This window comes from Polyangium jinanense (genome assembly GCF_028435365.1).
Genome location: NZ_JAGTJJ010000068.1, coordinates 26,870 through 52,494 on the forward strand (window position 1 = coordinate 26,870; position 25,625 = coordinate 52,494).

Annotated in this window: 20 protein-coding genes; 14 read left to right on the plus strand and 6 right to left on the minus strand. The window is 68.0% G+C overall.

All coding sequences use genetic code 11. The features are described 5' to 3' along the window. Positions 1–315 precede the first annotated feature (315 nt). From KEG57_RS47730 to KEG57_RS47760, 7 genes are all read left to right on the plus strand, one after another. Positions 316–1,317 carry a hypothetical protein gene (locus tag KEG57_RS47730; RefSeq protein ID WP_272459763.1) on the plus strand — a complete coding sequence of 334 codons (1,002 nt, stop codon included), beginning with the start codon at positions 316–318 and terminating at the stop codon, positions 1,315–1,317. Positions 1,318–1,683: 366 nt separating this feature from the next. Next, entirely contained in the window at positions 1,684–4,203 is a 2,520-nt protein-coding gene (locus KEG57_RS47735) for an MYXO-CTERM sorting domain-containing protein (RefSeq protein ID WP_272459764.1), read from the plus strand. 83 nt (positions 4,204–4,286) lie between these two features. Then, complete coding sequence (locus KEG57_RS47740) at positions 4,287–4,511, plus strand: hypothetical protein (protein ID WP_272427761.1); 225 nt, start codon at positions 4,287–4,289, stop codon at positions 4,509–4,511. Positions 4,512–4,517: 6 nt separating this feature from the next. Continuing rightward, a complete protein-coding gene (locus KEG57_RS47745) occupies positions 4,518–6,563 on the plus strand; it encodes an MYXO-CTERM sorting domain-containing protein (protein WP_272427762.1) in 2,046 nt (681 codons plus the stop codon). A gap of 239 nt (positions 6,564–6,802) precedes the next feature. Further along, on the plus strand, positions 6,803–8,896 hold the full coding sequence (locus KEG57_RS47750) for an MYXO-CTERM sorting domain-containing protein (RefSeq protein WP_272427763.1): 2,094 nt from the start codon (positions 6,803–6,805) through the stop codon (positions 8,894–8,896). A 284-nt stretch (positions 8,897–9,180) separates the two neighbouring features. Next, positions 9,181–10,767 (plus strand): CocE/NonD family hydrolase, encoded by a 1,587-nt coding sequence (locus KEG57_RS47755; protein WP_272427764.1) that lies wholly within the window; start codon positions 9,181–9,183, stop codon positions 10,765–10,767. A gap of 47 nt (positions 10,768–10,814) precedes the next feature. Continuing rightward, positions 10,815–11,606 carry a M15 family metallopeptidase gene (locus KEG57_RS47760; RefSeq protein ID WP_272427765.1) on the plus strand — a complete coding sequence of 264 codons (792 nt, stop codon included), beginning with the start codon at positions 10,815–10,817 and terminating at the stop codon, positions 11,604–11,606. Positions 11,607–11,620: 14 nt separating this feature from the next. Here KEG57_RS47760 and KEG57_RS47765 read toward each other — a convergent pair whose 3' ends face one another. Together KEG57_RS47765 and KEG57_RS47770 are read right to left on the minus strand one after the other, a co-directional pair. Next, positions 11,621–13,261, minus strand: coding sequence for a clostripain-related cysteine peptidase (locus tag KEG57_RS47765; RefSeq protein ID WP_272427766.1), 1,641 nt, complete (start codon positions 13,259–13,261; stop codon positions 11,621–11,623). A gap of 13 nt (positions 13,262–13,274) precedes the next feature. Next, positions 13,275–14,741 carry a hypothetical protein gene (locus KEG57_RS47770; RefSeq protein WP_272427767.1) on the minus strand — a complete coding sequence of 489 codons (1,467 nt, stop codon included), beginning with the start codon at positions 14,739–14,741 and terminating at the stop codon, positions 13,275–13,277. A 328-nt stretch (positions 14,742–15,069) separates the two neighbouring features. Here KEG57_RS47770 and KEG57_RS47775 point away from each other — a divergent pair, with 328 nt between their 5' ends. After that, positions 15,070–16,221: a S41 family peptidase gene (locus KEG57_RS47775; protein ID WP_272427768.1), complete on the plus strand. Its 1,152-nt coding sequence runs from the start codon at positions 15,070–15,072 to the stop codon at positions 16,219–16,221. A gap of 6 nt (positions 16,222–16,227) precedes the next feature. Here the strand turns inward: KEG57_RS47775 and KEG57_RS47780 are convergent, their stop codons facing one another. The 3 genes from KEG57_RS47780 to KEG57_RS47790 are packed head-to-tail and all read right to left on the minus strand — an operon-like array spanning position 16,228 to position 18,426. After that, positions 16,228–16,590 (minus strand): c-type cytochrome, encoded by a 363-nt coding sequence (locus KEG57_RS47780; protein WP_272427769.1) that lies wholly within the window; start codon positions 16,588–16,590, stop codon positions 16,228–16,230. A gap of 7 nt (positions 16,591–16,597) precedes the next feature. Then, positions 16,598–17,224 (minus strand): hypothetical protein, encoded by a 627-nt coding sequence (locus KEG57_RS47785; protein WP_272427771.1) that lies wholly within the window; start codon positions 17,222–17,224, stop codon positions 16,598–16,600. Between the two features lie 38 nt (positions 17,225–17,262). After that, entirely contained in the window at positions 17,263–18,426 is a 1,164-nt protein-coding gene (locus tag KEG57_RS47790; protein ID WP_272427772.1) for an STAS domain-containing protein, read from the minus strand. A gap of 160 nt (positions 18,427–18,586) precedes the next feature. On the opposite strand from KEG57_RS47790, the gene KEG57_RS47795 reads away from it, so the two are divergent. Next, positions 18,587–19,219 (plus strand): class I SAM-dependent methyltransferase, encoded by a 633-nt coding sequence (locus KEG57_RS47795; RefSeq protein ID WP_272427773.1) that lies wholly within the window; start codon positions 18,587–18,589, stop codon positions 19,217–19,219. Here the strand turns inward: KEG57_RS47795 and KEG57_RS47800 are convergent, their stop codons facing one another. Continuing rightward, positions 19,220–20,134: an STAS domain-containing protein gene (locus KEG57_RS47800; protein WP_272427774.1), complete on the minus strand. Its 915-nt coding sequence runs from the start codon at positions 20,132–20,134 to the stop codon at positions 19,220–19,222. A gap of 220 nt (positions 20,135–20,354) precedes the next feature. Here KEG57_RS47800 and KEG57_RS47805 point away from each other — a divergent pair, with 220 nt between their 5' ends. The 5 genes from KEG57_RS47805 (at position 20,355) to KEG57_RS47825 (ending at position 25,454) form a co-directional block, all read left to right on the plus strand. Beyond that, a complete protein-coding gene (locus tag KEG57_RS47805) occupies positions 20,355–21,260 on the plus strand; it encodes an MBL fold metallo-hydrolase (protein ID WP_272459765.1) in 906 nt (301 codons plus the stop codon). Between the two features lie 31 nt (positions 21,261–21,291). Further along, complete coding sequence (locus KEG57_RS47810; RefSeq protein WP_272427776.1) at positions 21,292–22,623, plus strand: sigma-54 interaction domain-containing protein; 1,332 nt, start codon at positions 21,292–21,294, stop codon at positions 22,621–22,623. A 145-nt stretch (positions 22,624–22,768) separates the two neighbouring features. Further along, complete coding sequence (locus KEG57_RS47815) at positions 22,769–23,113, plus strand: rhodanese-like domain-containing protein (RefSeq protein ID WP_272427777.1); 345 nt, start codon at positions 22,769–22,771, stop codon at positions 23,111–23,113. Between the two features lie 10 nt (positions 23,114–23,123). Beyond that, positions 23,124–23,954: a sulfite exporter TauE/SafE family protein gene (locus tag KEG57_RS47820; RefSeq protein WP_272459766.1), complete on the plus strand. Its 831-nt coding sequence runs from the start codon at positions 23,124–23,126 to the stop codon at positions 23,952–23,954. 222 nt (positions 23,955–24,176) lie between these two features. Beyond that, positions 24,177–25,454, plus strand: a complete 1,278-nt coding sequence (locus KEG57_RS47825) for an NAD(P)/FAD-dependent oxidoreductase (protein ID WP_272427779.1) — start codon at positions 24,177–24,179, stop codon at positions 25,452–25,454. The last annotated feature ends 171 nt before the right edge of the window (positions 25,455–25,625 follow it).

Consider the following 25,625-nt stretch of genomic DNA (forward strand, 5'->3'; position numbering starts at 1 on the left):
TCGTCTGGAGCATTTCCAAGAATTTCGGCACATAGAGAGAGATGGAGCGGCTTGATGCGAACGGTTGGTTACGCATGGATTCCCTATTTCCTTATCTTGGCGACGGCCTGCTCCTCGCAGCCGAACCCGAGTGAAGGCTCCGGCGGCGAAGGCGGCTCCGGTAGCAGCAGCATCAGCGCCGGTGGGAGTGCTGGGGATGGCGGAAGCGGGGGAGGCAGCGGTGGCGCCGGAGGCGGCGGCGGCACTGGAGGCAGCGGCGGCGTTGCGTGCTCTGTCTCGACGACGGCGGTCCCGGGCGCGTCAGGCTTCCTTCGTTTGCCCGAGATGGTCCTTGGTGCCGATGGCTCCGGCGCGCTCGTTTACGTGGCCACCTCGAGCGGAGGAGGGAAGAACGGGACGCACTGGACCAAGCTCGGTCCAAAGGCGGCTCCCTCCGGTGCTTCGGTGCACATCGACGGTTTCGCCCGAGAGCTGGATGTCGCGGCGGCTCCGGGCGGCGGGGTCGTGCTCGCCACGACATCGATATATGGCGACACCACGCTTCACTGGATCGACGAAAACGGCGCGACGACGCGCACCGAGTCGATCCCGGATAGCTCTAATAGAAGGCGTCCCGCCGTCGCCGTGGCCAACGGCATCACGTATCTCGCCTGGGTCATCGACGCCTTCTCCGTCGGCGCGGAGAGCGACGCACTCTGGATTGCCGGCTACGACGACAGCCAAATGGTGTTTGGACCGACCCAGGTCACGGTCGACTCGAAGGATATCCATGTTCATCTCGCCACGGTGGGCACGGACGTCTACCTCGCCATCGCAGGAACGAGCCTCGCCTGGTCGAAGCTCGACTCCACCGGGAACCTCGGACCGAGCGTGGTCGCACAGAGCGGTGAAGGGAAATTGACCAACACCGTCGCGGTCTCTCAAGGCCACCTGGCGTTTGGCTGGACGGACCTCAAGTCGTTCAGCCCGGTGACCACGAACGTCGAGCTGCGCGTGGCGGGGCTCGACGACGGCGCGGAGCTGGGCAAGCTCACCATCGATATCAACAACGAACGAGGTCCCGAGCTCGTCGGCACGGAGGCGGGCTTTTCGCTCGCGCTCGCGAGCGACGACCCCGAGGCGGGAGCCGTCCAGTACTTCGAGCTTTCGCCCACGCTCGCCGTGAATCGCAAGCTCAAGGTTGCCTCTTCCGCCCAAGGAATCGGGGACACCGCGGACAGCGCGGTCGGGCTGGCGATTGGTGAGGCCGGTACTTTCCTGGCTCACGGCGACAGCAACGGCGCCTTGTTCACGAGCGTCATTGCGTGCAGTCCGTAGACAATCCGGCTTGAATCGTCGAAGCCTGAGCGCCGCCGAGCTGCGGCATCTCCCGGACCGACTACGTGCCCTGATCGATTTCATGATCGAGCATGTCGCTCCGGCGCCTCGTGGGCGTCCGTCATCCGCTCCCGCTCGTGCTTCCGCTGCTTGCCGCTGCTGCTGCTTGCCGAACGTGGTCCCCAATCCAGTTAACGAAAGTGAAGCGCCTGGACGGATTGCCATGATGCAATCACGCTGCGCTTCGTCTACGGACCAGCGCCTGCCGTGCCTGGCAGATGGCGCATAATAAAGTGAAGGTTTGCTAACATGAACGTTGGACGACACAGCTTTGGGCCGATGCATGGACGCATTCTCGGTCCGGTCATGATCGCAATGCTTGCCGCTTGCAGCGCCGACACGACGCCTAGCGAGGGCGTGTCCGCGCCTGCGAGCGCCCCTGCGCAGGCGGCGCGGGGAGATTCGGCGCCGATGCCGAAAGACCTGCGCGCGGCGTACATCGCATCTGTGCAGCAGGAAGCCTCGGAGAGGTATGCTGCCGTGGCGCTCTCACCGGGGCTCTTGCGAGCAGAAAACGAGGCGCAACGATGGGTGACGACGCTCGACGACGCGGGCATTTCGCTTTCGCCGGACGACAGCGCGTGGACATTCGGAATGCGCGCAGCAGGGCTCGGGTGCGAGAGCCAGGTGACGGAGCTCGGCGCGGCGGAGCCCGCGGCGGAGGGCAATCGGGTTCGTTATGAGCACGACGGGTTGGAAGAATGGTACGTGAACGGACCGCTCGGGCTCGAGCAGGGATTCGTGCTTCGGGCGGCTCCCGCGTGCGCCGGAACGAAGGTCGTGGCCATCGAGCTTGGTGGGGATTTGCAGGCGGAGCTCGTGGACGAGGATGGCGACGGCCTTGGGGAGGCGCTTTCGCTGCGGGATGCAGAGGGGCGCGCGGCGCTCGGGTATACCGACCTGTATGTGAAGGACGCGTCAGGGAAAGCGCTACCTGCGTGGTTGTCGCTCGATCAGGGGCGGGTCGTGATCCACGTGGATGACGCGGGGGCCGTGTATCCGGTGGAGATCGATCCGCTCATCGCGGTGCAGCAGGCGAAGCTGCTCGCAAACGACGGGGCGACGGGCGATTCATTTGGCTATTCGGTGTCGCTCTCGGGGGATACGGCGCTCGTGGGGGCGTTTTCCGACGACGACAAGGGCATGAATTCCGGCGCGGCGTACGTGTTCGTACGGAGCTCGGGGGTTTGGACCCAGCAGGCAAAGCTCGTCCCGAGCGACGGGGCGGCGGGCGACTATTTCGGCCATTCGGTGTCGCTCTCGGGGGACACGGCCCTCGTGGGGGCGGATAGCGACGACGACAAGGGCGAAAATTCCGGCTCGGCCTACGTGTTCGTGCGCAGCTCTGGGGTTTGGACCCAGCAGGCCAAGCTGCTCGCGATGGATGGGGCAGCGGGTGACCTTTTCGGGCATTCGGTGTCGCTCTCGGGGGACACGGCGCTCGTGGGGGCGGATTACGACGGCGACAAGGGCACGCAATCCGGCTCAGCCTACGTCTTCGTACGGAACGCTGGAGTCTGGACGCAGCAGGCCAAGCTCCTGGCGAACGACGGGTCATCGTTCGATAATTTCGGCTGCTCGGTGTCGCTCTCGGGGGACACAGCGCTCGTGGGGGCGTGGGGGGCTTCTGGGGGTTCGGCCTATGTGTTCGTGCAGAGCGGCGGCGCCTGGACCCAGCAGGCCAAGCTGATCGCGAACGACGGGTCATCGTTCAATCGTTTTGGCTGGTCGGTGGCGCTCGCAGGGGACACGGCCCTCGTGGGGGCGGTCTGGAACAACGACAACGGCACGGATTCCGGCGCGGCCTACGTGTTCGCGCGGAGCGCTGGCGCCTGGACCCAGCAGGCCAAGCTGCTCGCGAACGACGGGGCGAAGGACGACAATTTCGGCGTTTCGGTGGCGCTCGCGGGGGACACGGCGCTCGTCGGGGCGGTCTGGGACGACGACAAGGGCACGGATTCCGGCTCGGTCTACGTGTTCGTGCAGAGCGGTGGCGTCTGGAATCAGCAGGCCAAGCTGCTCGCGAACGATGGGGCGGCGAACGACCATTTCGGCGCGTCGGTGTCGCTCTCGGGGGACACGGCGCTCGTGGGGGCGTCGAGTGACGACAACAAGGGATCGGCCTACATCTTCGTCCCGGTGGCGAGCCTGGGGAGTGCCTGCGCGACCGGAGCAGAATGCGCGAGCGGCTTCTGCGTGGACGGGGTCTGCTGCGACACGGCCTGCGGCGGCGGCGCGATGGGAGATTGCCAGGCGTGCAGCGTGGCGGCAGGCGCGGCGGTAGACGGGACGTGCGCGGTCCTCTCGGCAGGCACGGCTTGCCGCGCCTCGGCGGGCGCGTGTGATGTCGCCGAGAGCTGCGACGGTGCCGGGAACGAATGCCCGGCGGACGCGAAGGCCGCAGCGGGCACCGAATGCCGCGCCTCGGCGGGTGTGTGCGACGTGGCGGAGAGCTGCGACGGGCAAACCCTGGATTGCCCTGCGGATGGATTCGCAGCGGATGGAACACCCTGCGCGGCGGGCGTCTGCGAAGGCGGCGTGTGCATGGCCGGCGCGGGTGGCGCAGGCGGCGTAGGCGGCGCCGGTGGCGCAGGTGGCGCGGGCGGCATGGCCGGCGCGGGCGGCGCAGGCGGTATGGCAGGCGCGGGCGGCGCAGGCGGCGCAGGTGGTGGTATGGCCGGCGCGGGCGGCGCGGGCGGCGGAGAGCCCGCCGACGACAGCGGCTGCGGGTGCCGGACGGCGTCGCAGACGGGGAGCTCGCCAGTGCTTCCCACGCTGGCGCTCGGGTTCCTTCTCGCATGGCGGCGGCGCGTGCGGCGCGCCTGATGTCCTTCCGGCACGGGTGAGGCCGTTACCGCTGCTGCTGCCTCACCCGTGCGGCCCAAAGCACTCAAGAAAGGTTTATGACAATGAACGATGAACGACAGCGCTTCTGGCCGATGCACGGACGCATTCTCGGTCCGGTCATGATCGCAATGCTTGCCGCTTGCAGCGCCGACACGACGCCTAGCGAGGGCGTGTCCACGCCTGCGAGCGTCCCTGCGCAGGCGGCGCGGGGAAATTCGGCGTCGATGCCCAAAGACCTGCGCGCGGCCTACATCGCGTCCGTGCAGCAGGAAGCCTCGGAGCGGTAGGCCGCGGTGGCGCTCTCGCCAGGGCTTTTACGCGCAGAGAACCACGCACAGAGGTTCGCGGCGACGCTCGACGGCGCGGGCATTTCGCTTTCACCGGATGACGGGGCGTGGACGCTCGGAATGCGTGCGTCGGGGCTCGGGTGCGAGAGCCAGGTGACGGAGCTTGGCGCGGTGGAGCCCACGGCGGAGGGCAATCGGGTTCGTTATGAGCGCGACGGCCTGGAAGAATGGTACGTGAACGGACCGCTCGGGCTCGAGCAGGGGTTCGTGCTTCGGGCGGCTCCCGCGTGCACCGGGACGAAGGTCGTGGCTATCGAGCTCGGTGGGGATTTGCAGGCGGAGCTCGTGGACGAGGATGGAGACGGTCGCGGAGAGGCGCTTTCGCTCCGGGATGCGGAGGGGCGCGCGGCGCTCGGGTATACCGATCTGTATGTGAAGGACGCGACGGGCAAAGTGCTGCCTGCTTGGTTATCGCTCGATCGGGGGCAGGTCGTGATTCACGTGGATGACGCGGGGGCGGCGTATCCGGTGGAGATCGATCCGCTGATCGCGGTGCAGCAGGCGAAGCTCGTGGCAGCCGACGGGGTGGCGTATGATTTTTTCAGCTATTCGGTCGCGGTCTCGGGGGACACGGCGCTCGTTGGGGCGCACCTCGACGACGACAACGGCTTCAACTCCGGCTCGGTCTACGTCTTCGTGCGGAGCGGCGCGACGTGGACCCAGCAGGCGAAGCTTTCAGCGAACGACGGCACGATGAGCGATGGGTTCGGCAGCTCGGTGTCGCTGTCGGGGGACACGGCGCTCGTGGGGACGCCCGGCGACAGCTCGGCCTACGTCTTCGTACGGAGCGGCGCGACGTGGACGCAGCAGGCGAAGCTCTCGGCGAATGACGGCGCGGTGGAGACCGGGTTCGGCTGGGCGGTTGCGCTCTCGGGGGACATGGCGCTCGTGGGGGCGATGGTGGACGACGACAATGGCATGTATGCCGGCTCGGCCTATGTCTTCGTGCGGAGCTCTGGAGCTTGGACCGAGCAGGCGAAGCTCTTGGCGAACGACGGGGCGGCGGGGGATCAGTTCGGTTATTCGGTGTCGCTCTCGGGGGACACGGCGCTCGTGGGGGCGCCTTACCACAACGGCAAATCTGGCACGGCCTATGTGTTCGGGCGGAGCGCTGGCGTCTGGACCGAGCAGGCCAAGCTCCAGGCGAGTGACGGAAAGCCGTTTGACCTATTCGGCACCTCTGTCGCGCTCTCGGGGGACACGGCGCTCCTGGGGGCGAGCGCCGCCACTTTCTCGGGCCTCGGCTCGGCCTACGTGTTCGTGCAGAGCGGAGGAGTCTGGACCGAGCAGGCGAAGCTCGTGGCGAACGACGGAGCGGCGGGCCACTGGTTCGGCCATTCGGTCGCGCTTTCGGGGGACACGGCGCTCGTGGGTGCGCCGTACAGCAACAACAACAATGGGGCGGCCTACGTCTTCGTCCCGGTCGCGAGCCTGGGGAGTGCCTGCTTGACTGGCGCAGAGTGCGCGAGCGGGTTCTGCGTGGACGGGGTCTGCTGCGACACGGCATGCGGCGGCGGCGCCATGGGAGACTGCCAGGCGTGCAGCGCGGCGGCGGGCGCGGCGGTGGACGGGACGTGCGCGCCGCTCTCGGCGGGCACGGCTTGCCGTGCTTCGGCAGGCGTGTGCGACGTGGCCGAGACCTGCGACGGGCAAACCTTGGATTGCCCTGCGGATGGATTCGCAGCGGATGGAACACCCTGCGCGGCGGGGGTCTGCGAAGGCGGCGCTTGCATCGACGGCACAGGCGGCGCAGGGGGCGCAGGCGGCGCAGGGGGCGCAGGCGGCGCAGGGGGCATGGGAGGCGCCGGTGGCGCAGGTGGCATGGCCGGAGCGGGCGGCGCAGGTGGCATGGCCGGAGCGGGCGGCGGAGAACCTGCCGATGACAGCGGTTGCGGGTGCCGGACGGCGTCGCAGACGGGGAGCTCGCCTGTGCTTCCGACGCTGGTGCTCGGGCTCCTTCTCGCATGGCGGCGGCGCGTGCGGCGCGTGTGATGTCCTTCCCGCACACGGCGAGCAGTTGCTGCTGCTCGCCGTGTGCGGCCCAAAGCACTTGAGAAAGGGCTACGACAATGAACGTTGAACGACAGAGCTTCCGGCCGAGGCAGGGACGTATGCTCGGTCCGGTCATGATCGCAATGCTTGCAGCTTGCAGCGCCGACACCACCCCCGGCGAGGGCGTGTCTGCTCCCGCGAGCGCCCCTGCGCAGGCGGTGCGGGGAGGTTCGGCGTCGATGCCGAAAGACTTGCGCGCGGCCTACATCGCGTCCGTGCAGCAGCAAGCCTCGGAGCGATATGCCGCCGTGGCGCTCTCGCCGGGGCTTTTACGCGCAGAGAACCACGCACAGCGGTTCGCGGCGACGCTCGATGGCGCGGGCGTTTCGCTTTCGCCAGCGGACGGCGCGTGGACGTTCGGCATGCGCGCAGCCGGGCTTGGCTGCGAGGGCCAGGTGACGGAACTCGGCGCGGCGGAGCCCGTGGCCGAGGGCAACCGAATTCGTTATGGGCGCGAGGCCCTGGAAGAATGGTACGTGAACGGCCCGCTCGGGCTCGAACAGGGGTTCGTCCTCGCGGCGGCTCCGTCGTGCGCCGGGACGAAGGTCATGGCCATCGAGCTTGGCGGGGATCTGCGGGCGGAGCTCGTGGACGAGGACGGAGACGGGCGCGGGGAGGCGCTTTCGCTTCGGGACGGGGAGGGCCGCGCGGCGCTCGAGTATACCGACCTGTATGTGAAGGACGCGGCGGGCAAAGAGCTGCCGGCGTGGCTGTCGCTCGCGCCGGGGCGGGTCGTGATCCACGTGGACGACGCGGGGGCGGCCTATCCGGTGGAGATCGATCCGCTCCTTGCGGTGCAGCAGGCGAAGCTGCTCGCAAACGATGGGGCGGCGAGCGACTATTTGGGCTATTCGGCCGCGCTCTCGGGAGACACGGCGCTCGTGGGGGCGCCTGACGACGACGACAACGGCATGATCTCCGGCTCAGCCTACGTCTTCGTGCGGAGCAATGGCGTCTGGACCCAGCAGGCGAAGCTCGTCGCAAACGACGGGGCGGTGGGCGACAATTTCGCCTGGTCGGTCGCGCTTTCGGAGGAAATGGCGCTCGTGGGGGCTTACGGGGACGACGGCAAGGGCTCGGCCTACGTCTTCGTGCGGAGCAATGGCGCCTGGACCCAGCAGGCCAAGCTCCTGGCAGATGACGGGGCGGCGAACGACGCTTTCGGCGATTCGGTCGCGCTTTCGGGCGACACGGCGCTCGTAGGGGCGTACTGGGACGACGATAAGGGCTTGCAATCCGGCTCGGCCTACGTCTTCGTGCGGAGCGGCGGAGCCTGGAACCAAGAGGCCAAGCTGTTCGCGAACGACGCAGCGGGAGACGACTATTTCGGCGGGTCGGTCGCGCTCTCGGGGGACACGGCGCTCGTGGGTGCGTTTCGGGACGACGACAAGGGCACGGAATCCGGCTCGGCCTACGTCTTCGTGCGGAGCGGCGGAGCCTGGACCCAGCAGGCGAAGCTCGTTGCGAACGACGGGCAGGTGGGAGACCTCCTCGGCGTTTCGGTCGCGCTCTCCGGGGACACGGCGCTCGTGGGGGCGTACAGGGACGACGACAAGGGCAGTAACGCCGGCTCGGCCTACGTCTTCGTGCGGAGCAATGGCGTCTGGGCCCAGCAGGCGAAGCTCCTGGCAAACGACGGGGCGGCGGACGACGAGTTTGGCGTTTCGGTCGCGCTCTCCGGGGACACGGCGCTCGTGGGGGCGGATCTGAACGGCGAGAAGGCCTCGTACGCCGGCGCGGCCTACGTCTTCGTCCTTTCGGCAAGCCAGGGGAATTCCTGCATGGCCGACGCAGAATGCGCGAGCGGGTTCTGCGTGGACGGCGTCTGCTGCGATACGGCTTGCGGCGGAGGCACCACGGGAGACTGCCAGGCGTGCAGCGTGGCGGCGGGCGCGCTGGTGGACGGCACGTGCGCGCCGATCTCCGCCGGCACGACGTGCCGCGCCTCGGCAGGCGCGTGCGACGTGGCCGAGACTTGCGACGGGCAAACCCTGGATTGCCCTGCGGATGGATTGGCAGCCGATGGAACACCCTGCTCGGCGGGCGTCTGCGAAGGCGGCGCTTGCATCGACGGCGCAGGCGGCGCAGGCGGCGCAGGCGGCGCAGGTGGCGCGGGCGGCGCAGGCGGCGCGGGCGGCGCGGGCGGCGAAGCGCCCGCCGACGACAGCGGCTGCGGGTGCCGGACGGCGTCGCAGGCGGGGAGCTCGCCTGTGCTTCCCACGCTGGCGCTCGGGCTCCTTCTCGCATGGCGGAGGCGCGTGCGGCGCGCGTGATGTCCTTCCCGCGCGGGTGAGGCAGCGGCAGCCCCTGCCGCTGCCGTTCGAATCGACCGACGAGGTGCCACGCGGATAACGATATCGCAAATTTTGAATGGCAGCATTCGGCGGCGGGTCACGGACCTGGTACGTCCTACAAAGTCCTTCGCGTGCGTAAGAATTCGCTGGCTATTTCGATGCCGCTTCGCGTAAGGTATTTCGAGATGCCGGGCGACGCGCGTGGTTTTCGCGCAAGGCGGATTTTTCTGCCGTTTCACGGGCCCGTGCGAGGGGAGCCGGACATGAAAAAGTTCACTGCGTTGGCGCTCGGCGCCATCTCTGGGCTCGTTTGTTCGCAAAGCGCGCTGGCCGCCGAGAGCGTCACATTCGACGACCAGATCGTCATCACGTCGGCGGACGGAACCGAAATCGCCGCCAATCTCTTCACCCCTGCCGCGACGAGCTCGAATGCGTCGCTTCCGGTGATCATCTTCATCAATAGCTGGGCGCTCGAGGAGCACGAGTACCTCGCCCAGGCCTTCAAGTTCGCGCAGGACGGCTACATCGTCCTGAGCTACAGCGCGCGCGGCTGGGGGCAGTCGACCGCGTTCGCGACCGTAGGCGGGCCCGAGGACATCGAGGACCTGTCGGCGATCATCGACTGGCTCGACGTGAACACGCAGGCCGACATCTCGAACATCGGCCTTTCCGGGATCTCGTATGGCGCGGGCCTGTCGCTGCTCGGGATCGCGAACGAGCCGCGCATCAAGACCGCGGCCGCGCTGAGCGGCTGGGGCAGTCTGTCGGACGCCCTTTACGGCGCAGATACGACGAGCCTCGCGTGGGGCACGATCCTCATCGGCTCGGGCTACCTGCTCGGAGAGATCTCGAGCGACATCCCAGCCTACTTCGCCGATCTGATCGCGGGTTCCGACGTCTCCGAGGCGATCGCCTGGGCCAACGAGCGCTCCCCCCTCACGCACGTGGACAAGATCAACGCCCGCAATGCCCCCGTCTACATCAGCAACAACTTCGGCGACGAGCTGTTCAAGCCGAACTCCTCGCTGAAGTTCTATTCGCTCCTCACCGGCCCCAAGCGGATCGACATCAACCAGGGCATCCACGCCAGCGCCGAGGCCACGGGCTTGCTCGGGCTGCCGAACTACGTGTGGAACAACGTCCACGACTGGTTCGATTTCTGGCTCAAGGGCGTCGACAACGGCATCACCGAGAAGCCGCCGGTCGCGATGGAGCTCCAGTCCTCGAACCAGCGCGTCGAATTCGAAGACTGGCCGAGCGCCAGCGTCAGCACGAAGACCCTCTACCTGGGCCCCCGCGGCTTGATCGGGGACGGCGCCTTGCGGAACTCTCCCAACACGTCGACGTACACGAATTCGATCTGGTCGGGCGCCGACTCGATCGCCACGACGGGCATCCCCATCCTCTCGGCCGCGCTCGACGCGCACATTGATCTCGAGGTTTCGGCCTGGCTGCCCGCGGCCTCCGACGTCAACTCGATCGTCTATGAGACCTCGTCCCTGAGCTCCCCGATCAAGCTCCGCGGCGTCTCGACCCTCGACGTCTGGGTGTCTCCCTCGCATTCGAAGACCCAGCTCGTCGCTTACCTCTACGACGAAGATGCCCTGGGCAACGGGAAGCTGATCTCGCACGGCGTGAGGACGCTGCACAACGCGAAGCCCGGGCAGGACGTGAAGCTGTCCATCGAGTTCGTCACGGCGGGCTACGACGTGCCGGCTGGGCACCGCCTGGCGCTCGTGCTCGACACCGTCGACCCGCTCTATCAGCCGGCGACGCTGGGCGTGGAGCAGATCAACATCCGCTACGGCTCGTCGAAGCAGTCCGTGCTGACGCTCTCGTACGACCCTTGAAACCGCCGTCCCTTCCCTCCGGCCCGATCTGCGTGTAGAACTCCCGCGTGTCCGCCCGCTCTCCGCGCCCCGACGACCGAAGGCTCCAGCGCGCCGCGCGCCTGCTCTTCGTGGCCGCCCTCGGCCTCGTCTGCGCCGCGCCCTTCGTCACGGGCGAGCTCCCCGTCGCGGAGGCCAAGGAGGCGAAGGGTAAGGCCAAGCCCAAGGCCGAGAAGAAGGCCCCCGCCGGCAAGGGTGTGTTCGAGCACGGATGCCGCGTGCAGAGCCCGCAAAAATTCCTCGAACGCCGCACGTTCGTCTCGAAGGGCGTGCTCGACGGGGGGAAACACACGAAGGCGGTGCAGTACCTCGCCACCCATTACGGCAACGTCGGCGACGACCTCACGCGCAAGCTGAACCCAAAAGGCGCGCTCGCCCAGGCCGTGACCGTGCAGTTCATGGGCCTTCCCGTCTCGGTGCACACGAAGGTCGCGCCCGCGCTCGCCTGCGTCGAGAAGAAGATCAAGAAGTCCTGCACCGGCGCTTCCAAGTACACCCCGCGCGCCCTCGGCGGGTTCCGCGGGGCGAATACCTACCGCGGCATCGAGATCTCGAACCACCTCTTCGGCATCGCGCTCGACATCGACCCCGACCGAAACCCTTGCTGCGGCTGCGTCGACCCCTGGCCGAGCCATCCGAAATGCAAGCAGAAGTCGCGCTCACCGTACGATCGCGCGGCGATGCCGAAATGCTGGATCAAGGCATTCGAACGGTTCGGATTCGACTGGCTCGGGCACGACGCGCTCGAGGATACGATGCATTTCGAGTTTCTCGGGGATCCGGACAGGATCAAGAGGTAGGCGGGGCGGGGGGATCAAAGCCCCTCGCAAGGATCCTCTCCCGCCGGCGCATGCGGATCCGGCACGCCCGTCCGGCACGCCTCGGCCTGATCGATGCACGCTTGCAGGATCTTCGTCCAGCCCGTGCGTTGTTCGAATGCCGTCGCGCGGTACGTATCCATCAGCGAGCGCCCGTTCTCCCGGAGCAAAAGCTCGAATGGATTGCCCCAGAGCACGCTGAGCCCACCGAGCCGCGTGCCCGTGCTCGGCTCGACGCGCTGGGCCTCGACCACGAACGGGCTCAACGCGTGGAAGCCCGAGAGGCGCCGGTACTGGCCGCCGTATTGCAATTGCTCGCCCCAGGGGTTTTCTCGCGTCCAGAGGTGCGGCCGGCCGATGACCGAAAGCACGTCGCGCGCCGCCGCCGCCACGTCCGGGCCGACGACCACCGAGCCCGAGCCGCCGGGGCCACAAAACGCGGGATCCGCGAGCCGTTCGAGCAAGGCCACGAGGTCGACCGACGCATCCGACGCCGTCGTGCGTGACCGCGTCGCCCGCCGCGACCGTCCCCCGTGCGACGCCGACGCCGCCGAGGCGACGATGCCCGCCCCGCCGCAGGCCTCGGCGAAGATCGACGTGACGTCCGCGCAGGTAAACCCGCGAGGTCGCTCGCGACGCACGGCCGTGACGAGCTCGGCGAGCGCTTCTTCGAGCTTGCCGATACGCCGCAAATCGAGCCCGACGCTCGTGACCGAAGTGCCGACGTACGCGCGCCCCGCGGTCGAGACGCCCTCGATGTAGGCGCGCACGTAATCGGTGACGACCGCCTCCACGAGCACACGCGGGCTCGCCGCGGGGCGATCCTGCGCAATGTAGCGGAGCGCGCTGTACGGGTGACCGGCGTCCGGAACCGTCTCACGCGAGGCGATCAGGTAATCGGCCGTTCCCGAGAGCGACGAGGCCACCTCGACGGCGCCCATGCGGCACGTGTCGAATGCGACGACGTCGATGCGGTTCGAGGTGCCGAGCCCGCCGAGGCCGGGTTTCGTGCGAATCTCCGTTTCGATCACCTTCGACGCCTCACCGAGCGCGGCCGAGAGTCCCTCCAGGGACAAACGTTTGCCCGACGTCGCGTCGTCGGCGATGCCCGTGAACCCGTCGCCGTGGCCCGTGAACGTGACCCAGTAATGGCGCGCCGGGTACATCCGCACGCCCTCCACCAGGAAATCACGCAAGGTCGCCATGTCGCTCGTGTCGGTCTCGCCGAGGACCATGACGCCCGGCGTTTCGTTCTCCCGGCCCGGAGGCCTGATTTCCTCGCGGTAAATCGAATACCGCTCGGAGGGGCGGGGTTTGCCGTCCTCACCCACCTGGAATGGCGCATAGTCGCGCTGCACCAGGATGCGGAAGAGGGCGCTGCCGCCGAGGCCGTGTTGCCATTCGAGCGCGTCCTGATCGAACGCGGCGACGAGGTTCTGGTCGTGGTCGTCGTTCGCCGCGAACACGAGCCACGTCCATTCCGCGGTCCAGAGCGAGGGCGGCCCCCGACGGAGCTCCGCGCTGCTCTGCTCGACCGCCGGCGCCGCCTCCATGGCGCCCGCCGAAGGGCCCTCGGGGGCGCACGCCGCGAGACCCGTGGCGAGCGCCCCGAGGGCGATCACGTGCGTTCTATTCACGTCCGCGTATGTCCTACCGGCCATTGCGCGAGATGCGCAGGATCTGCTGGATCGCCACGTACGAGATGTGGGGATTGTCGCCGCGCCCGCCGGTGTCGTCCCCCGCCTCGTCGCTCGCGTCCGGGAACGCGGACATGTAAATGAAGTCGGGGTGCAGCTCCTTGCTGTTCGGACCGACGCCCGTCGGCGAGTCGATCCACTCGCCGCCGAGGATCGTGCCGCGTCCGTCGAGCTCGAGCACGTAATGGAACGTGACCTCGGCCAGGGGACGACGACGCTGGAGCGGCGGCACGAGGAGCTGCTCGATGCTCGCCGCGTAATTGACGAGGTAGGCGCTCGTGCGGATCCGCGCGAACCGGACGGCGTTCTCGTTCCACCGGTACGTGCGGCAGTTGCCCGCAGGCCCGTTGCCGTTGCAGACGAGCTGCGAGGCGCGGCGCTCGTCGATCTCCTCGTTCTCCTGGACGCGATAGCGCACGATCGGGAACGTCCAGACCTCGTCGCCGTACGCGTAATCCATGACGAACGGGAGTTTTTCGCGCGGGCCGCCGAGGTTCGCGAGCGCGGGCGCGCCGCGGCCCATGAGGCCCGTCAAGGCGATGTGCAGCGTGCCGGGGTTCAGGTCGCGGCACGCGGGGTTCGTCGGCCGCCCGGCGTTGTCCGTCGTGATGTCGTCCTCGGGCACGTTGCAGCGGTTGCCGGCCATCGTCGAGGAGTCGTGGAAATAGACCTCGGAGAAGAGCGCCTCGATGTCGGCCATGCGGAAGAGCACGCAGCCTCGGTCGCGCTCGCCGTTGCATGCCACGATGCGGCCATTCTCGCGCCGGACGCGCACGTCGCGCATGGGCGCGCCGTCACGCTCGGCCGTGGCGTAGGACGACCAGCCATTGCAATGCCCCCACCAGTCCTCGGGGACCGTGGACTGGTAGGTGCCGTGATTCAAGAGCTCCCACGCGGTGGCGGGGCCCGCGACGACGATCGAGGGGCGGACCCTGCCCGCGCCGCGCTCGCGCTCCGGCCGGCGCATCTCTTCGTTCGTGAACGCGCGGACCTGCGGGAGGCGCTGCGCCTCGCCCGGATTCATGAGCAGATCGTACTTTTCGACGGGCGAGAGGTTGTCGGGATCGGAGCGGAAATCGCTGTAGTCCTTGTTTGCCGTATTCCAGCGGTCGGCGATCCCGTTGTCGCTCATCGGCCACCAGCTCGACGGGAAGATGGCCCGCGAGCTCTCGCCGGCATCCGGGCCGGATTGCAGGCGCAGGAGCGCGCCGCGGAGCTCCGGGTGCAGACGCGCCGGCCGGTTCGTGTCGTTCATGGGCTCCCGTCCGGGCGCCCGGGGGATCAGGATTTCGTGGGTTCGGTAAAACCCATTCGACGTAAAATCCGGCCGGAGCCGCGGCTCTTGCGCCGAAGTCACGCGTTGCGCGCCGAGGAGCGCGAGTACGGACGCAGCCAGAATGACGGTTCGGGATTTGTTCATGGTTTTCATGGTCCTGTCGATAGCGGCGGCCGTCCGAACACCACTGCAGAGCCCGGGCCAGCGTGCTCGGCTGAGAGCGTACCGTTTAGGCTCGCGTCGGCGGGTGGACTGTGCAGGCGGAGAGCGGTCGTGTGAGGGCAGAAGGAAAACGGAGAAACCCGGAAATGCCGCGTTTTCCTGGCGCCGCGCGGACGCGGGCCGGGGCCGCGGACCCCCGCCGCCGGACCTCGAGGGCGTCGAAATCCTGCTACTTCGTCACGGAGCGCTCGTGGCGGCGTCACCCGAACGGCGGACGATCGTAGAAGCGAACAACGAAGGAGTTTGGCGCATGCGAAGGATGACGGGGCTCGGGATCTTTCCACTTCTGTTCGTCGCCGCCTGCGGGGGCGCGGCCGCGCCGGCGGCCCGCGGGCCGATCCTTTCGAGCCCGTCGCCGCAGATGGCCGTGGAGGAGGGGCCCAACGCCGGCCGCGGCCCAGATGGACCGGTGACGCCGGAGGAGCGCAACGCGGCGATCGACGCGCTCCTCAAGAATCTGGATGCGCGGTACGTGTTCCCGGAGAAAGCCAAACTGGTGCGCGCCGCGGTGGAGGCTCGGCGCAAGCGCGGCGAGTACGACAAGCTGACCACGGGGCACGCGCTTGCGACCACGCTCACGACGCACGTGAACGAGGTCCTGAAGGACGCGCATTTCCGGGTGCGATACCACGACCAGAAGATCCCCGAGGCCGAGCTGCAAACGGAGCCGACGGCAGCGGAGCGTGAGCGATTCGTCGCGGAGGGGGACCGGCTGAACGGCGGATTCGAGCGGGTCGAGCGTTTGCCCGGGAACATCGGTTATGTCGAGGTGCGCTCCTTCAGCTTCCTCGGGCGTGGGGTCGAGGCCGCGGCGGCCGCGATGAATTTCGTCGCCGAGACGGACGCGCTCATCATCGACCTCCGCCGCAACGGCGGCGGCGATCCGGAGCTCGTGGCCGCACTGTGCAGCTATTTCTTCGACGGCGCCGTGCACCTCAACGACATCTACGACCGCCCGAAAAACGAGACGCGGCAGTTCTGGACGAGCCCGACCGTGCCGGGCAAGCGTTATCTGGGCAAGGACGTCTACGTGCTCACGAGCAAACGGACCGGGTCCGGCGCCGAGGAGTTCGCCTACGACCTCCAGACCCAGAAGCGCGCCGTCATCATCGGCGAAAAGACGTGGGGTGGGGCAAACCCCGGGGAGGTGTTGCGCCTCGGGGACCACCTCGCCGCGTTCGTCCCCTCGGGCCGCGCCATCAATCCGATCACGAAGACGAACTGGGAAGGGGTCGGTGTTCTGCCCGATATCGCCGTGCCCCCGGAAGACGCGCTGCGGGTGGCGCAGGTGCGCGCATTGCAGAAGCGAATCGCGGCCGCCACCGAGCCCGAGCTGAAGAAGTCCCTCGAGGAGCGATTGCACGAGCTCGAGAGCGGCGAGCCTGCCAAGCCGGCGCGGTGAAGCGGATCAGGGCGCGCCGCAGGCGAGCCAGTCGGCGAGCTTCATGCGGTCGTCGAGTGATGGATCGTCGGGGCCGGGCGGCATCGAGTCGTTCTCCGCGGCGCTCCGCGCGAAGATGCGCGCCCTGTGCCTTTGAACTTGCGATTTCGTGTCGAAGATGAACTCCCCCGGCGCGCCCGCGCGGTCCGTCGCATTGGAGCCGTGGCAGCTCTGGCAATGCGCATTCATGAATGCGGCGCCGAAGTTCTCGTAGGTGAGCTGTGTCCCCTCGGAAGGGCAAGCCCAGTCCTCCATGTCCGTGTAGAAGAGGCCACACGCGGCGACGAGGAGGGGAGCCGTGGCGAGCGCGAGGCGGGGCAGGGGGCGCATCGAATCCTCAGAACAAGGCGAAATGGGCGCCGAGGTTCGCTCCGACGAACCCATACAAGTTCGGGCCGCTCGAATACCCGAGATAAGCGCCCACGAGCTCGGGGCCGAGGGCCAGCGTGAATTTCGATCGGCGGAGCAAGGTGAAATCACAGCCGAGGCCGAATTGCACGCCGGCCCGGTGGCGAATGCCGGGGCCGATGCCGAGCACCGCGCCGAACGGCTCCTCGGCGACCGAGGCCATCGACTCCTCGTGCTGGTGGACGAACCCCACGTGGGCCCGCGGATACACGCGCGGCGTCGCTTGCCACCCCGCCCGGACGCCCAGCGATAAAAACGTGAGCAGGCGCTGATCGACCGTGCCATACCCGAGGCGACCCTCGGCGAACGGGGTCACGATGCCGAAGAGCCGCAGGCCGACCGCGAAGCCGCCATACCCCGTGACGTCGGTGCGCCAGTCGGTCGTGCCGAGGGCCGAGGAGACCGCGACGAAGAGTTCTCCACGCGGGGCTGCCTCCTGTGTGGGCGCGGGCGGGGGCTCGTCGGCGGCGCGCGCGAGGGAAGGGAAACCGAGGAGGCAAACGAGGGCTCCAGCGATTCGCCACCGCGCCCTCGTTCGCCGCACCCCCACGACCATGCGGCGACCCTACCACGATCTCGCCAGCCGGGGGAGCTTCAAATCGTGGCGCTTCGTGTCTTCCTCTCCAGGCGCCGCATGCAGAATGCGAGGCCGTGCCGCAAGGTCCCGTGCGTGGGGATGCCGGAGAGGTCGACGCCGAGCGAGACGAGGGTCTGGGCCACGGTCGGCCGGATGCCCGTCAGAATGCCCTCGGCGCCGAGCAGCCGAATGGCGCGGATCATCTGCACGAGGTGGGACGCCGTGGCCGTGTCCACGACCTCCACGCCGGTCAAATCGAGAATGGCGAAGCGGGCGGAGGTGCGGGTGACCGCGCCGAGGAGGTCGTCCATGACCCGCGCCGCGCGCCGGCTGTCGACGACGCCGATCATGGGCAACGTGAGCACGTGCTCCCAGACCTGGATGATCGGCGTCTCCAGGTCGCGAATCACCGCCTGCTGCCGCTCGATGAGGGCGAGCCGCGCTTCGAGTTCCTCCCGGATGCGCTGGCCCTCGTTCGTGTTCTGCGAGATGCCGATCACCCCCGCGTGTCCATGAGCGGCGTCGGGGATGGGCAAGTAGACATTGTCCCAGTGGGAGCCGACGATGTGGATGGATTCGCGCCCCGGCGTGCCGCCGAGCGCCGCCTTCATGGCCGGGCTGATGTGGTCGCCGAATACGTCGAACACGCTTTTCCCGAGGAGCTGCCCCGGCGAGGCCCCGAACGCCGCGAGCGCCTTGCCGTCGTAGAACGTGTAAATGCCTTGCGCGTCCGTGGCCCACGCGATGATGTCGAGGTGGTCGAGGATCGCGCGCAGCACGAGCTCGGAGACGGGGTTTTCCGTGGCCTTCTCCGGCTCGCGCGTGTGCGCGGGCGGGGCCTCGGCGAGCGACAACATGGCGAAGATCTCCGATCGCCCAGGCGCGCGCCAGGCCTGCCACGTGAGCGTCAACATGCCTCCGTTCGGTTGACGCGCGCGGCACGTGAAGCGTGATGGCGCGCCGTCGTCCGTGACACGGCCGAGGGCCTGCGTGAGGGCGAACGCGTCGTCCGGGTGCGCGTGCTCCTCGACGCGTGTCCCCGGCGCGAGCTCTGCGCCGGCGAGGGCGCGGGCGGCTGCGTTCGTCGCCATCACCTGGCCTCCCGGGCTCAGGATGACGAATGCGCCTGGGTATGTACGAAAGAATGCTTCGAAGACATGCTCCGCCTGCTCTGTCGCCATGATCCCCACCTCCGCCAACAATCGAACATAACAGCCGGCAGGGCCCACGTAAACGCGCTAGATGCGCGGGATCGCGTCGAAATCGTGTTTCATGACGTCCGGCGGGGCATCACGCTTCCGACGCGCGCGCCTTCGTGGTAGCGACCCTCCCGAGGAGACCATGAGCAACGACGAAATGAGCGAGCAGGCCGCGGCCTTTGATGCCATCGGCGAGAAATACGACGAGGTTTTCGCGGACAAGCGCGCGCAGGTGGAGGCGACGCGGTGGCTGGCCGAGCGCCTCACGGCGGGCGATCGGGTGCTCGACGTGGGCTGCGGCAGCGGCGTCCCCACGGCGAAGCTGCTCACGGAGGCGGGCTTCTCGGTGCACGGCATCGACATCTCGACGGAGATGCTCAGGCTCGCGCAACGTAATGCCCCCGGCGCGCACTTCGAGCAGGTGGACGTGATGAGCTTCTCGCCCGAGCCCGGCTCGTTCGGCGGGGCCACGGCCTTTTTTTCGCTCCTGATGCTCCGGAAATCGGAGATCCCCGCCGCGCTCCGGAAGATCGTGCATGCCCTGCGGCCGGGCGGGTATCTTGCGCTCGCGATGGTGGAGGGGGATTACGATTATTTGGAGCTGCCTTTCCTCGGACACCCCATCCGCGTGAGCGCGTATCCGCAGGCGGAGCTCGAGGTCGTCCTCCGCGACGCGGGGCTCGAGATCCTCGGATCGGAGGTGGTGACCTTCCCGGTGGGGGACCACGTCGAGCGGCAGTTTTATTATCGGTGTCGCGTCGCGGCGGGAGCGTGATCAGGCGCGTCCGAGCCGCGTGAGGCAGATGCGCAGGCCGTCCCGCAGGCTCCGCGCGGTGGTCAAGCCGCCCAGATCGACCCCCATGAGCGTCAGCGTCTGCGCGACCTGGGGCCCGATGCCCGTGAGCACGCAAAACGAGCCGAGGAGCGAGGCCGCCTGGCTGAGCTTGACGAGGTGCGCGGCGGTCATCGTGTCGACGACGTCGACGCCCGTCAAATCGAGGATGACCCCGCGCGTGCGGCGCTCACCGATACGATCGAGCAGCCGCTCCGTCATGTCCGCCGCCCGCTGGCTGTCGATGATCCCCACGACGGGCAGCGTGAGGACGTCGTTCCACAACTCGAGGATGGGCACGCTCATCTCGCGCAGGGCGCTGCGCTGCCGCTCGATGGTCGCGATCTTCTCCATGAGCTCGCGTTGCGTGGCCTCCAGCGCTCGAATGGCGCCTTCGCGCTCCTCGTTCGTGCGTATCTGATCTTCCAGGGTGCGGCGAAGGACCTGCTCGGCCTGCTTGCGCGCGACGATGTCACGGCATGTGCAAATCAGGCCCCCGCTCGGCATGAGCGGGTTCGCAGGCAATCTCGTGAGCGAGATCTCCAGGTCCACGGCATGGCCGTCGCGATGTCGCCCCCGGACCTCGCCCGACCATTTGCCGTGTTCTCCCAGGATGGGGAAGAGATCTCGTTCGATACGTGTCCTTTCGGCGTCGTCGTAGAGCAAACGCCATGTTTTGCCGATCAGCTCCTCGGGCTCGTAGCCGAGCACCATGCCGTGGGCGCGGTTCATGTACCAATAGGTGTCGCCTGCGAGGATGGACAGCCCCTCCATGGACACGTCCATGGCCAGCTTTTGCAGGTCGGATTCGTTCGTGATGGGGACCTCTTCGAGAGGGACGGGTCGAGTGGGGGCCATCAAACATTCCTCCAGGGGCTCGTCCGGGCGCCAAGGTGTCCCGGTCGAAGCGCCGGATGATACTTGCGAGTCACGCGGAAAACATGATTTTTGCGCTCCGCGCGCGCAGCCGTGGGGGGCGTGTTTCACGGCGTGAAACATGCCCCGGTGGCCCGCGGCTTCCAGGCCGGACTCCCGCGCTGCATGTGTTGGCCCGCTCTTTGCTTTGCAGCGTGGGGTCATGTTTCACGTCGAGTCCTTCTTCGATCCTGCCACCTTCACGTTGACCTACGTGGTGTACGATCCGAACTCGAAGGACGCGGTGGTCATCGACTCGGTGCTCGATTACGAGCCCATGTCCTCCACGGTGAGCACGGCCTCGGTCGAAACGATCGCGGCGTTCCTCGAAAAGGCAGGCTTGACGCTGCACTGGACGCTCGAGACGCACGCCCACGCCGATCACCTGACGGCCATGCCGTGGCTCAAGAAGCGCTTCGGCGGCCGCAGCGCCACCGGCGTGGGGATTCGCGAGGTGCAGAAGGTCTTCAAGGCCGTATTCGACATGCCCCCGACGTTCCGCACCGACGGCAGCCAGTTCGACCTGCTCCTCGAAGACGGCCAGATCCTCGAAGCCGGCACCCTGCGCATCGAGACGATCTCGACGCCCGGACACACGCCCGGCTGCGTGTCGTATCGCATCGGCGACGCGGTCTTCACCGGGGATGCTCTGTTCATCGAGGATTACGGCACGGGACGCTGCGATTTCCCGAAGGGATCGGCCGACGTGTTGTATACGTCGATTCACGACAAACTCTACGCCCTGCCCGACGAGACGCGTGTCTTCGTGGGCCACGATTACCAGCCCGGCGGCCGCCCGATGCGTGCCGAGACCACGATCGGGAAGTCCAAGCGGGAAAACGTGCACCTGCGCGCCGAGACCACGCGTCACGATTTCGTGGAGCTCCGCAATGCGCGGGACGCGACGCTCACGGCGCCGCGTTTGCTCTGGCAGAGCGTGCAGGTGAACATCGACGCCGGGCGCCTGCCCGCCGAGCACGAGAACGGCGTCCGGTACCTCCGCATCCCTGTGAACCTGCGCAAACCCGTGGACGACGACGGCACGCGGAGGGACGCGCGAGCAAGCTGAAACACGCGTTGCAACATGTTACGTTGCGGGCGTGCCCCGCAAACCTCCCGCCACATCGACCGAGGACGTGATCGCCCGCGCCCTCGAGGCTGCCTCGGGCGCGGCCCTCGTGCTCGACGAGGAGCTTCGGATCGTCCTTGCCACGCCCGCGGCCTCGGAGCTGCTCGGGGTCGACATCCCGCCCTTCGTCTCGGCGCCCAAGCTCCTGTGCGGCGAGTGCGAGAAACGCCCCGTGGCCGAGGCGCTCGCGGAGGGGCGGCCCGTGCAGGCCATTCTCCCGCCGCGCGGGCCAGGCAAGCGCCTCGTGCGCTTGCGCTCGCTCCCCGTGACGCAGGGGCGCGCGCGGGTGGGCACGCTGCTTTTGCTCGAAGACGCCGGTGAGTCCTTCGACGAGGGCGAGGTCCTGTTTCACGGCATGTGGACGCAGGATCCGGCCATGAAGGCGATGTTTCGCGTGATCGAGCGCGTCGCGGGCGACGACGTGACGGTGCTCGTGCGCGGCGAGACGGGCGCGGGCAAGGAGCTCGTGGCGAGCGCCATTCACCAGCTCTCGGGGCGGCGCAAGGGTCCGTTCCGGGCCATCAATTGCGCGGCATTGCCTTCCCATTTGCTCGAGAGCGAGCTCTTCGGGCACGCGCGCGGCGCGTTCACCGGCGCGGTCCGCGAGACGCCCGGGCACGTGCAGCTCGCGCATGGCGGCACGTTGTTCCTCGACGAGATCGCGGAGATGCCGCTCGAGCTCCAGGCGAAGCTCCTCCGCGTGGTCGAGACGCGCACGGTCATTCCCGTGGGCGCGCGCGAGCCGATCCCCGTCGACGTGCGCTTCGTCTCGGCCACGCACCGCGCGTTGCGCAAAGAGGTCGAGGCGGGCCGTTTCCGCGCCGATCTCATGTACCGGTTGCGGGTCATTCCGGTGTTCATTCCGTCGCTCCGCGAGAGGCCCGACGACATCCCGCTCCTCGTCGAGAAATTCATGGCGCTCCGCAATGAGACCTGCCGGCGGCGGATCGATCGGGTCGCCCCCGCGGCCATGACCATTCTCCGGCGGTACGCGTGGCCCGGAAACGTGCGCGAGCTGAAAAACGTGCTCGCGTATGCCTATGCGATGGGCGACGGCTCGACGCTCGTGCCCGCGGATTTGCCGCCCGAGCTTGTCGACCCGAACATCTTCGGCGCCGAGCAGGTCGCGCCGTCCGAGGCGCCCGCGGCGGGCGCCGAGCACCCGAACCCCGAGGCGCGAAGGATCCTGGAGGTGCTCGGCCGCACCGGAGGCAATCGCCAGCGCGCCGCGCAGATTCTCGGCATGAGCCGCGTGACCTTGTGGCGAAGGATGCGCGAGCTCGGCATCGCCGGACCGACCTGAACGACGTTGCAACATGCGTCACAGCGTGTTTCACGACGTTTCAGGAAGCAGGCTCGTTCCCTGATGAATCGAGGCTCTTGCGTGGTGCCCGCCTGAAACGGTGGGTGGCATCCGCCTTGCAGCGCGGCGCGTGAGGAGAGAGCCCATGCCCACGCTGTTCGAGAGGTCCACCCCGAACCCTGCTGGTTATCGTGACGTCGCGCCGAAGGATGTCGCCGCGGCGATCTCCGGCGCGCGGCTCGTCGACGTCCGCGACCCGGCCGAGCTTCGCGGCGAGCTCGGTCACGTGGCCGGTATCGAAAACGTCCCGCTCGCTCGATTGGACGATGCCGCGTTCTCCAAAGACGAACCGCTCGTGCTCGTATGTCGATCCGGCCGCCGCTCGGCGCAGGCCGCGGCGGCCCTCTCGGCGGCGGGCTTCCGCTGTATCATGAACATGACCGGAGGCATGATCGCCTGGAACGAGGCGGGCCTGCCGGTCCAGCGCTGAGGGAAAAGCCATGCTCGCCCTCGGCGCTGCGCTCGCGCTCGTAATTGGTGTCGTCCTCGGCATGCTCGGCGGCGGCGGCGCCATTCTCACGCTGCCCATGCTCGTGTATTTGCTCCACGTCGAGCCGCGGGCCGCCATTGCCACGTCGCTCTTCGTGGTGGGCGTGACCGCGCTCGTGAGTCTCTTCTTCCACGCGCGGCGCGGCCACGTTCGTTATCGGGTCGGCGCGCTGTTCGGCGCCGCGGCGATGGCCGGCGCTTTCGTGGGCGGGCGGCTCGCGCATTTCGTCCCCGAATCGATCCTCCTCGTCGCATTCGGCGCGACGATGGTGGGATCGGCCGTCGTCATGCTGCGCGGGCGCGGCGAAGGCTCGGCGGAGCGGCGCGAGCTCCGCGTCGAGCGCGCGCTCTTGCTGGGCGGCGCCGTGGGGTGTTTTTCGGGCCTCGTCGGCGCGGGCGGCGGCTTTCTCATCGTGCCCGCGCTCGTGCTGTTCGGCGGGCTCGCCATGCGCGAGGCCGTCGCGACCTCGCTGTTCGTCATCACGCTCCAGTCGTTCGCTGGATTCGCGGGGCACGTGGCGCACGCCCACCTCGATCCGGTCCTCGTCGCGACCGTCACCTCGTTCGCCGCCTTTGGCAGCGTGACAGGTGCGCTCCTTTGCAAGCGCGTATCCCCGGACGTCCTGCGCCGCGTGTTCGCGTGGCTCGTCGTGGCGATGGGCCTCTTCATGCTCGGCAAGCAGCTCCCGCTGCCGCTGCTGCTCCTCGTGGCCGCGCTCGCCCTCGGCATGATCACGCGCCCGTTTGCCGGGGCATTGCCCGGTCGTCCCGCCGCAAGGTAACCCCCCAAGCCGCCGCGCTCCGCGTGTTCTCCCGGGTTTTGCGCGTCCGCTGAGGGCGCTTCCGGTGAAACACCGTGAAACACCCGTGAAACGGGTCTGGAACGTGCCGGGCCTCGTGTTCGCGCGGGCCGCATGTTCCAAGGCGCTGGCGCGTGGAGCACGTGGTGGCATCTTGCTTGCTTCGCGCCGCGACGAACCGAACCCCCTGGAAGAGAAAACGAGATGGCCACGACCACGCCCGCACCGACCTCCCCGAAAGCAAGCCACCCGCGATCCGAAGCCGCGGCGATCCCGGAGCTCGGGCGCGCGCGCGTCGTCATCATCGGCGGCGGCACCGCCGGCATCTCCGTGGCCGCACGGCTCTCACGCGCCGGCGTGGAAGACATCGCGATCGTCGAGCCCTCCGAAAAACACTACTACCAGCCGCTCTGGACGCTGGTCGGCGCGGGCATCGTGAGCGCAGAGCAAACAGAGCGCGACGAGGCCGCCTACATCCCCGAGCGCGCGCGCTGGATCAAGGACTTCGCCGAGGAGATCGATCCGGTCGCACAAACCGTACGCGTCCGCGGCGGCGGGCGAATCGGCTACGATTTCCTGGTCGTCGCCCCCGGCATCCAGCTCGATTGGGACGCCGTCCCCGGTCTGCGGGAAGCGCTGAAGACCGACAGCGTATCGAGCAATTACGATTTCCGCCTCGCGCCGAAGACCTGGCGTCTCATCGAGGCCTTCCACGGCGGTACGGCGCTGTTCACGCACCCCGCAGGGCCGATCAAATGCGCAGGCGCGCCGCAGAAGATCACGTATCTCGCCTGTGATCACTGGCGCAAGACGGGCGTGCTCGATCGGTCGAGCGTGATCCTCGGCTCGGGGCAGAAGGCGATCTTCGGGGTCGCGGAATACCGCGCGCTGCTCGAGAAGGTCGTCGAGCGCTACGGCATCCAGACCAAATTCGAGCGCAACCTGGTGGAGGTGCATCCGGACCGGAAGGAGGCAATCTTCGCCGTCATGGGGGATCCGGCGGGCACGCGGGAGACGATTCGTTACGACATGATGCACGTGGTGCCGCCGCAGAGCGCGCCCGATTTCATCAAGCGGAGCCCAATCGCGCACAAAGAGGGCCCGAACAAGGGCTGGGCCAAGGCCGACAAGCACACGATGCAGAACCCCGATTACCCGAACGTGTTCGCACTCGGCGACGCATCAGAGCTGCCGACCTCGCGCACAGGCGCAGCCATCCGCAAGGAGGCGCCAGTCCTCGTGGAAAACCTGATCGCCGTGATGAATGGCAAGGAGCCCGTGGCAAAATACGACGGTTACGCCTCATGCCCGCTCGTGACCTCGTACGATACGATGCTCCTCGCCGAATTCGATTACAGCGGCAAACCCACGCCGTCGATCCCGATCATCGACACGATGAAGGAGCGGCACGACATGTACCTGCTCAAGCGGTACGGGCTGCCCTGGATGTACTGGAATCTGATGCTGCGCGGGCTGTCCTGAATCGCCGCGCCGCGCCGGGGTTTCACCCCGGACCCGACCAGGGGCTGAGCATTGGTCTCATCTCGCGAGCCCATTCTCCCTGAGCACCCGTAGCATCTCTGCTGCGGGTGCCAGTCGTTCGAGCCCGCGGCTGATGGTGACGGATCCGGGGGGTCCTCCGGAGGACTTGCC

What these genes read in the sequence shown, in the direction of transcription:
- KEG57_RS47735 (WP_272459764.1), top strand. Translation starts at nt 1,684, where the DNA reads ATGATCGCAATGCTTGCCGCTTGCAGCGCCGACACGACGCCTAGCGAG.
- KEG57_RS47740 (WP_272427761.1), top strand. Translation starts at nt 4,287, where the DNA reads ATGAACGATGAACGACAGCGCTTCTGGCCGATGCACGGACGCATTCTC.
- KEG57_RS47750 (WP_272427763.1), top strand. Translation starts at nt 6,803, where the DNA reads ATGCCGAAAGACTTGCGCGCGGCCTACATCGCGTCCGTGCAGCAGCAA.
- KEG57_RS47755 (WP_272427764.1), top strand. Translation starts at nt 9,181, where the DNA reads ATGAAAAAGTTCACTGCGTTGGCGCTCGGCGCCATCTCTGGGCTCGTT.
- KEG57_RS47770 (WP_272427767.1), bottom strand. Translation starts at nt 14,741, where the DNA reads ATGAACAAATCCCGAACCGTCATTCTGGCTGCGTCCGTACTCGCGCTC.
- KEG57_RS47775 (WP_272427768.1), top strand. Translation starts at nt 15,070, where the DNA reads ATGCGAAGGATGACGGGGCTCGGGATCTTTCCACTTCTGTTCGTCGCC.
- KEG57_RS47780 (WP_272427769.1), bottom strand. Translation starts at nt 16,590, where the DNA reads ATGCGCCCCCTGCCCCGCCTCGCGCTCGCCACGGCTCCCCTCCTCGTC.
- KEG57_RS47785 (WP_272427771.1), bottom strand. Translation starts at nt 17,224, where the DNA reads ATGGTCGTGGGGGTGCGGCGAACGAGGGCGCGGTGGCGAATCGCTGGA.
- KEG57_RS47790 (WP_272427772.1), bottom strand. Translation starts at nt 18,426, where the DNA reads ATGGCGACAGAGCAGGCGGAGCATGTCTTCGAAGCATTCTTTCGTACA.
- KEG57_RS47795 (WP_272427773.1), top strand. Translation starts at nt 18,587, where the DNA reads ATGAGCAACGACGAAATGAGCGAGCAGGCCGCGGCCTTTGATGCCATC.
- KEG57_RS47800 (WP_272427774.1), bottom strand. Translation starts at nt 20,134, where the DNA reads ATGGCCCCCACTCGACCCGTCCCTCTCGAAGAGGTCCCCATCACGAAC.
- KEG57_RS47805 (WP_272459765.1), top strand. Translation starts at nt 20,355, where the DNA reads ATGTTTCACGTCGAGTCCTTCTTCGATCCTGCCACCTTCACGTTGACC.
- KEG57_RS47815 (WP_272427777.1), top strand. Translation starts at nt 22,769, where the DNA reads ATGCCCACGCTGTTCGAGAGGTCCACCCCGAACCCTGCTGGTTATCGT.
- KEG57_RS47820 (WP_272459766.1), top strand. Translation starts at nt 23,124, where the DNA reads ATGCTCGCCCTCGGCGCTGCGCTCGCGCTCGTAATTGGTGTCGTCCTC.
- KEG57_RS47825 (WP_272427779.1), top strand. Translation starts at nt 24,177, where the DNA reads ATGGCCACGACCACGCCCGCACCGACCTCCCCGAAAGCAAGCCACCCG.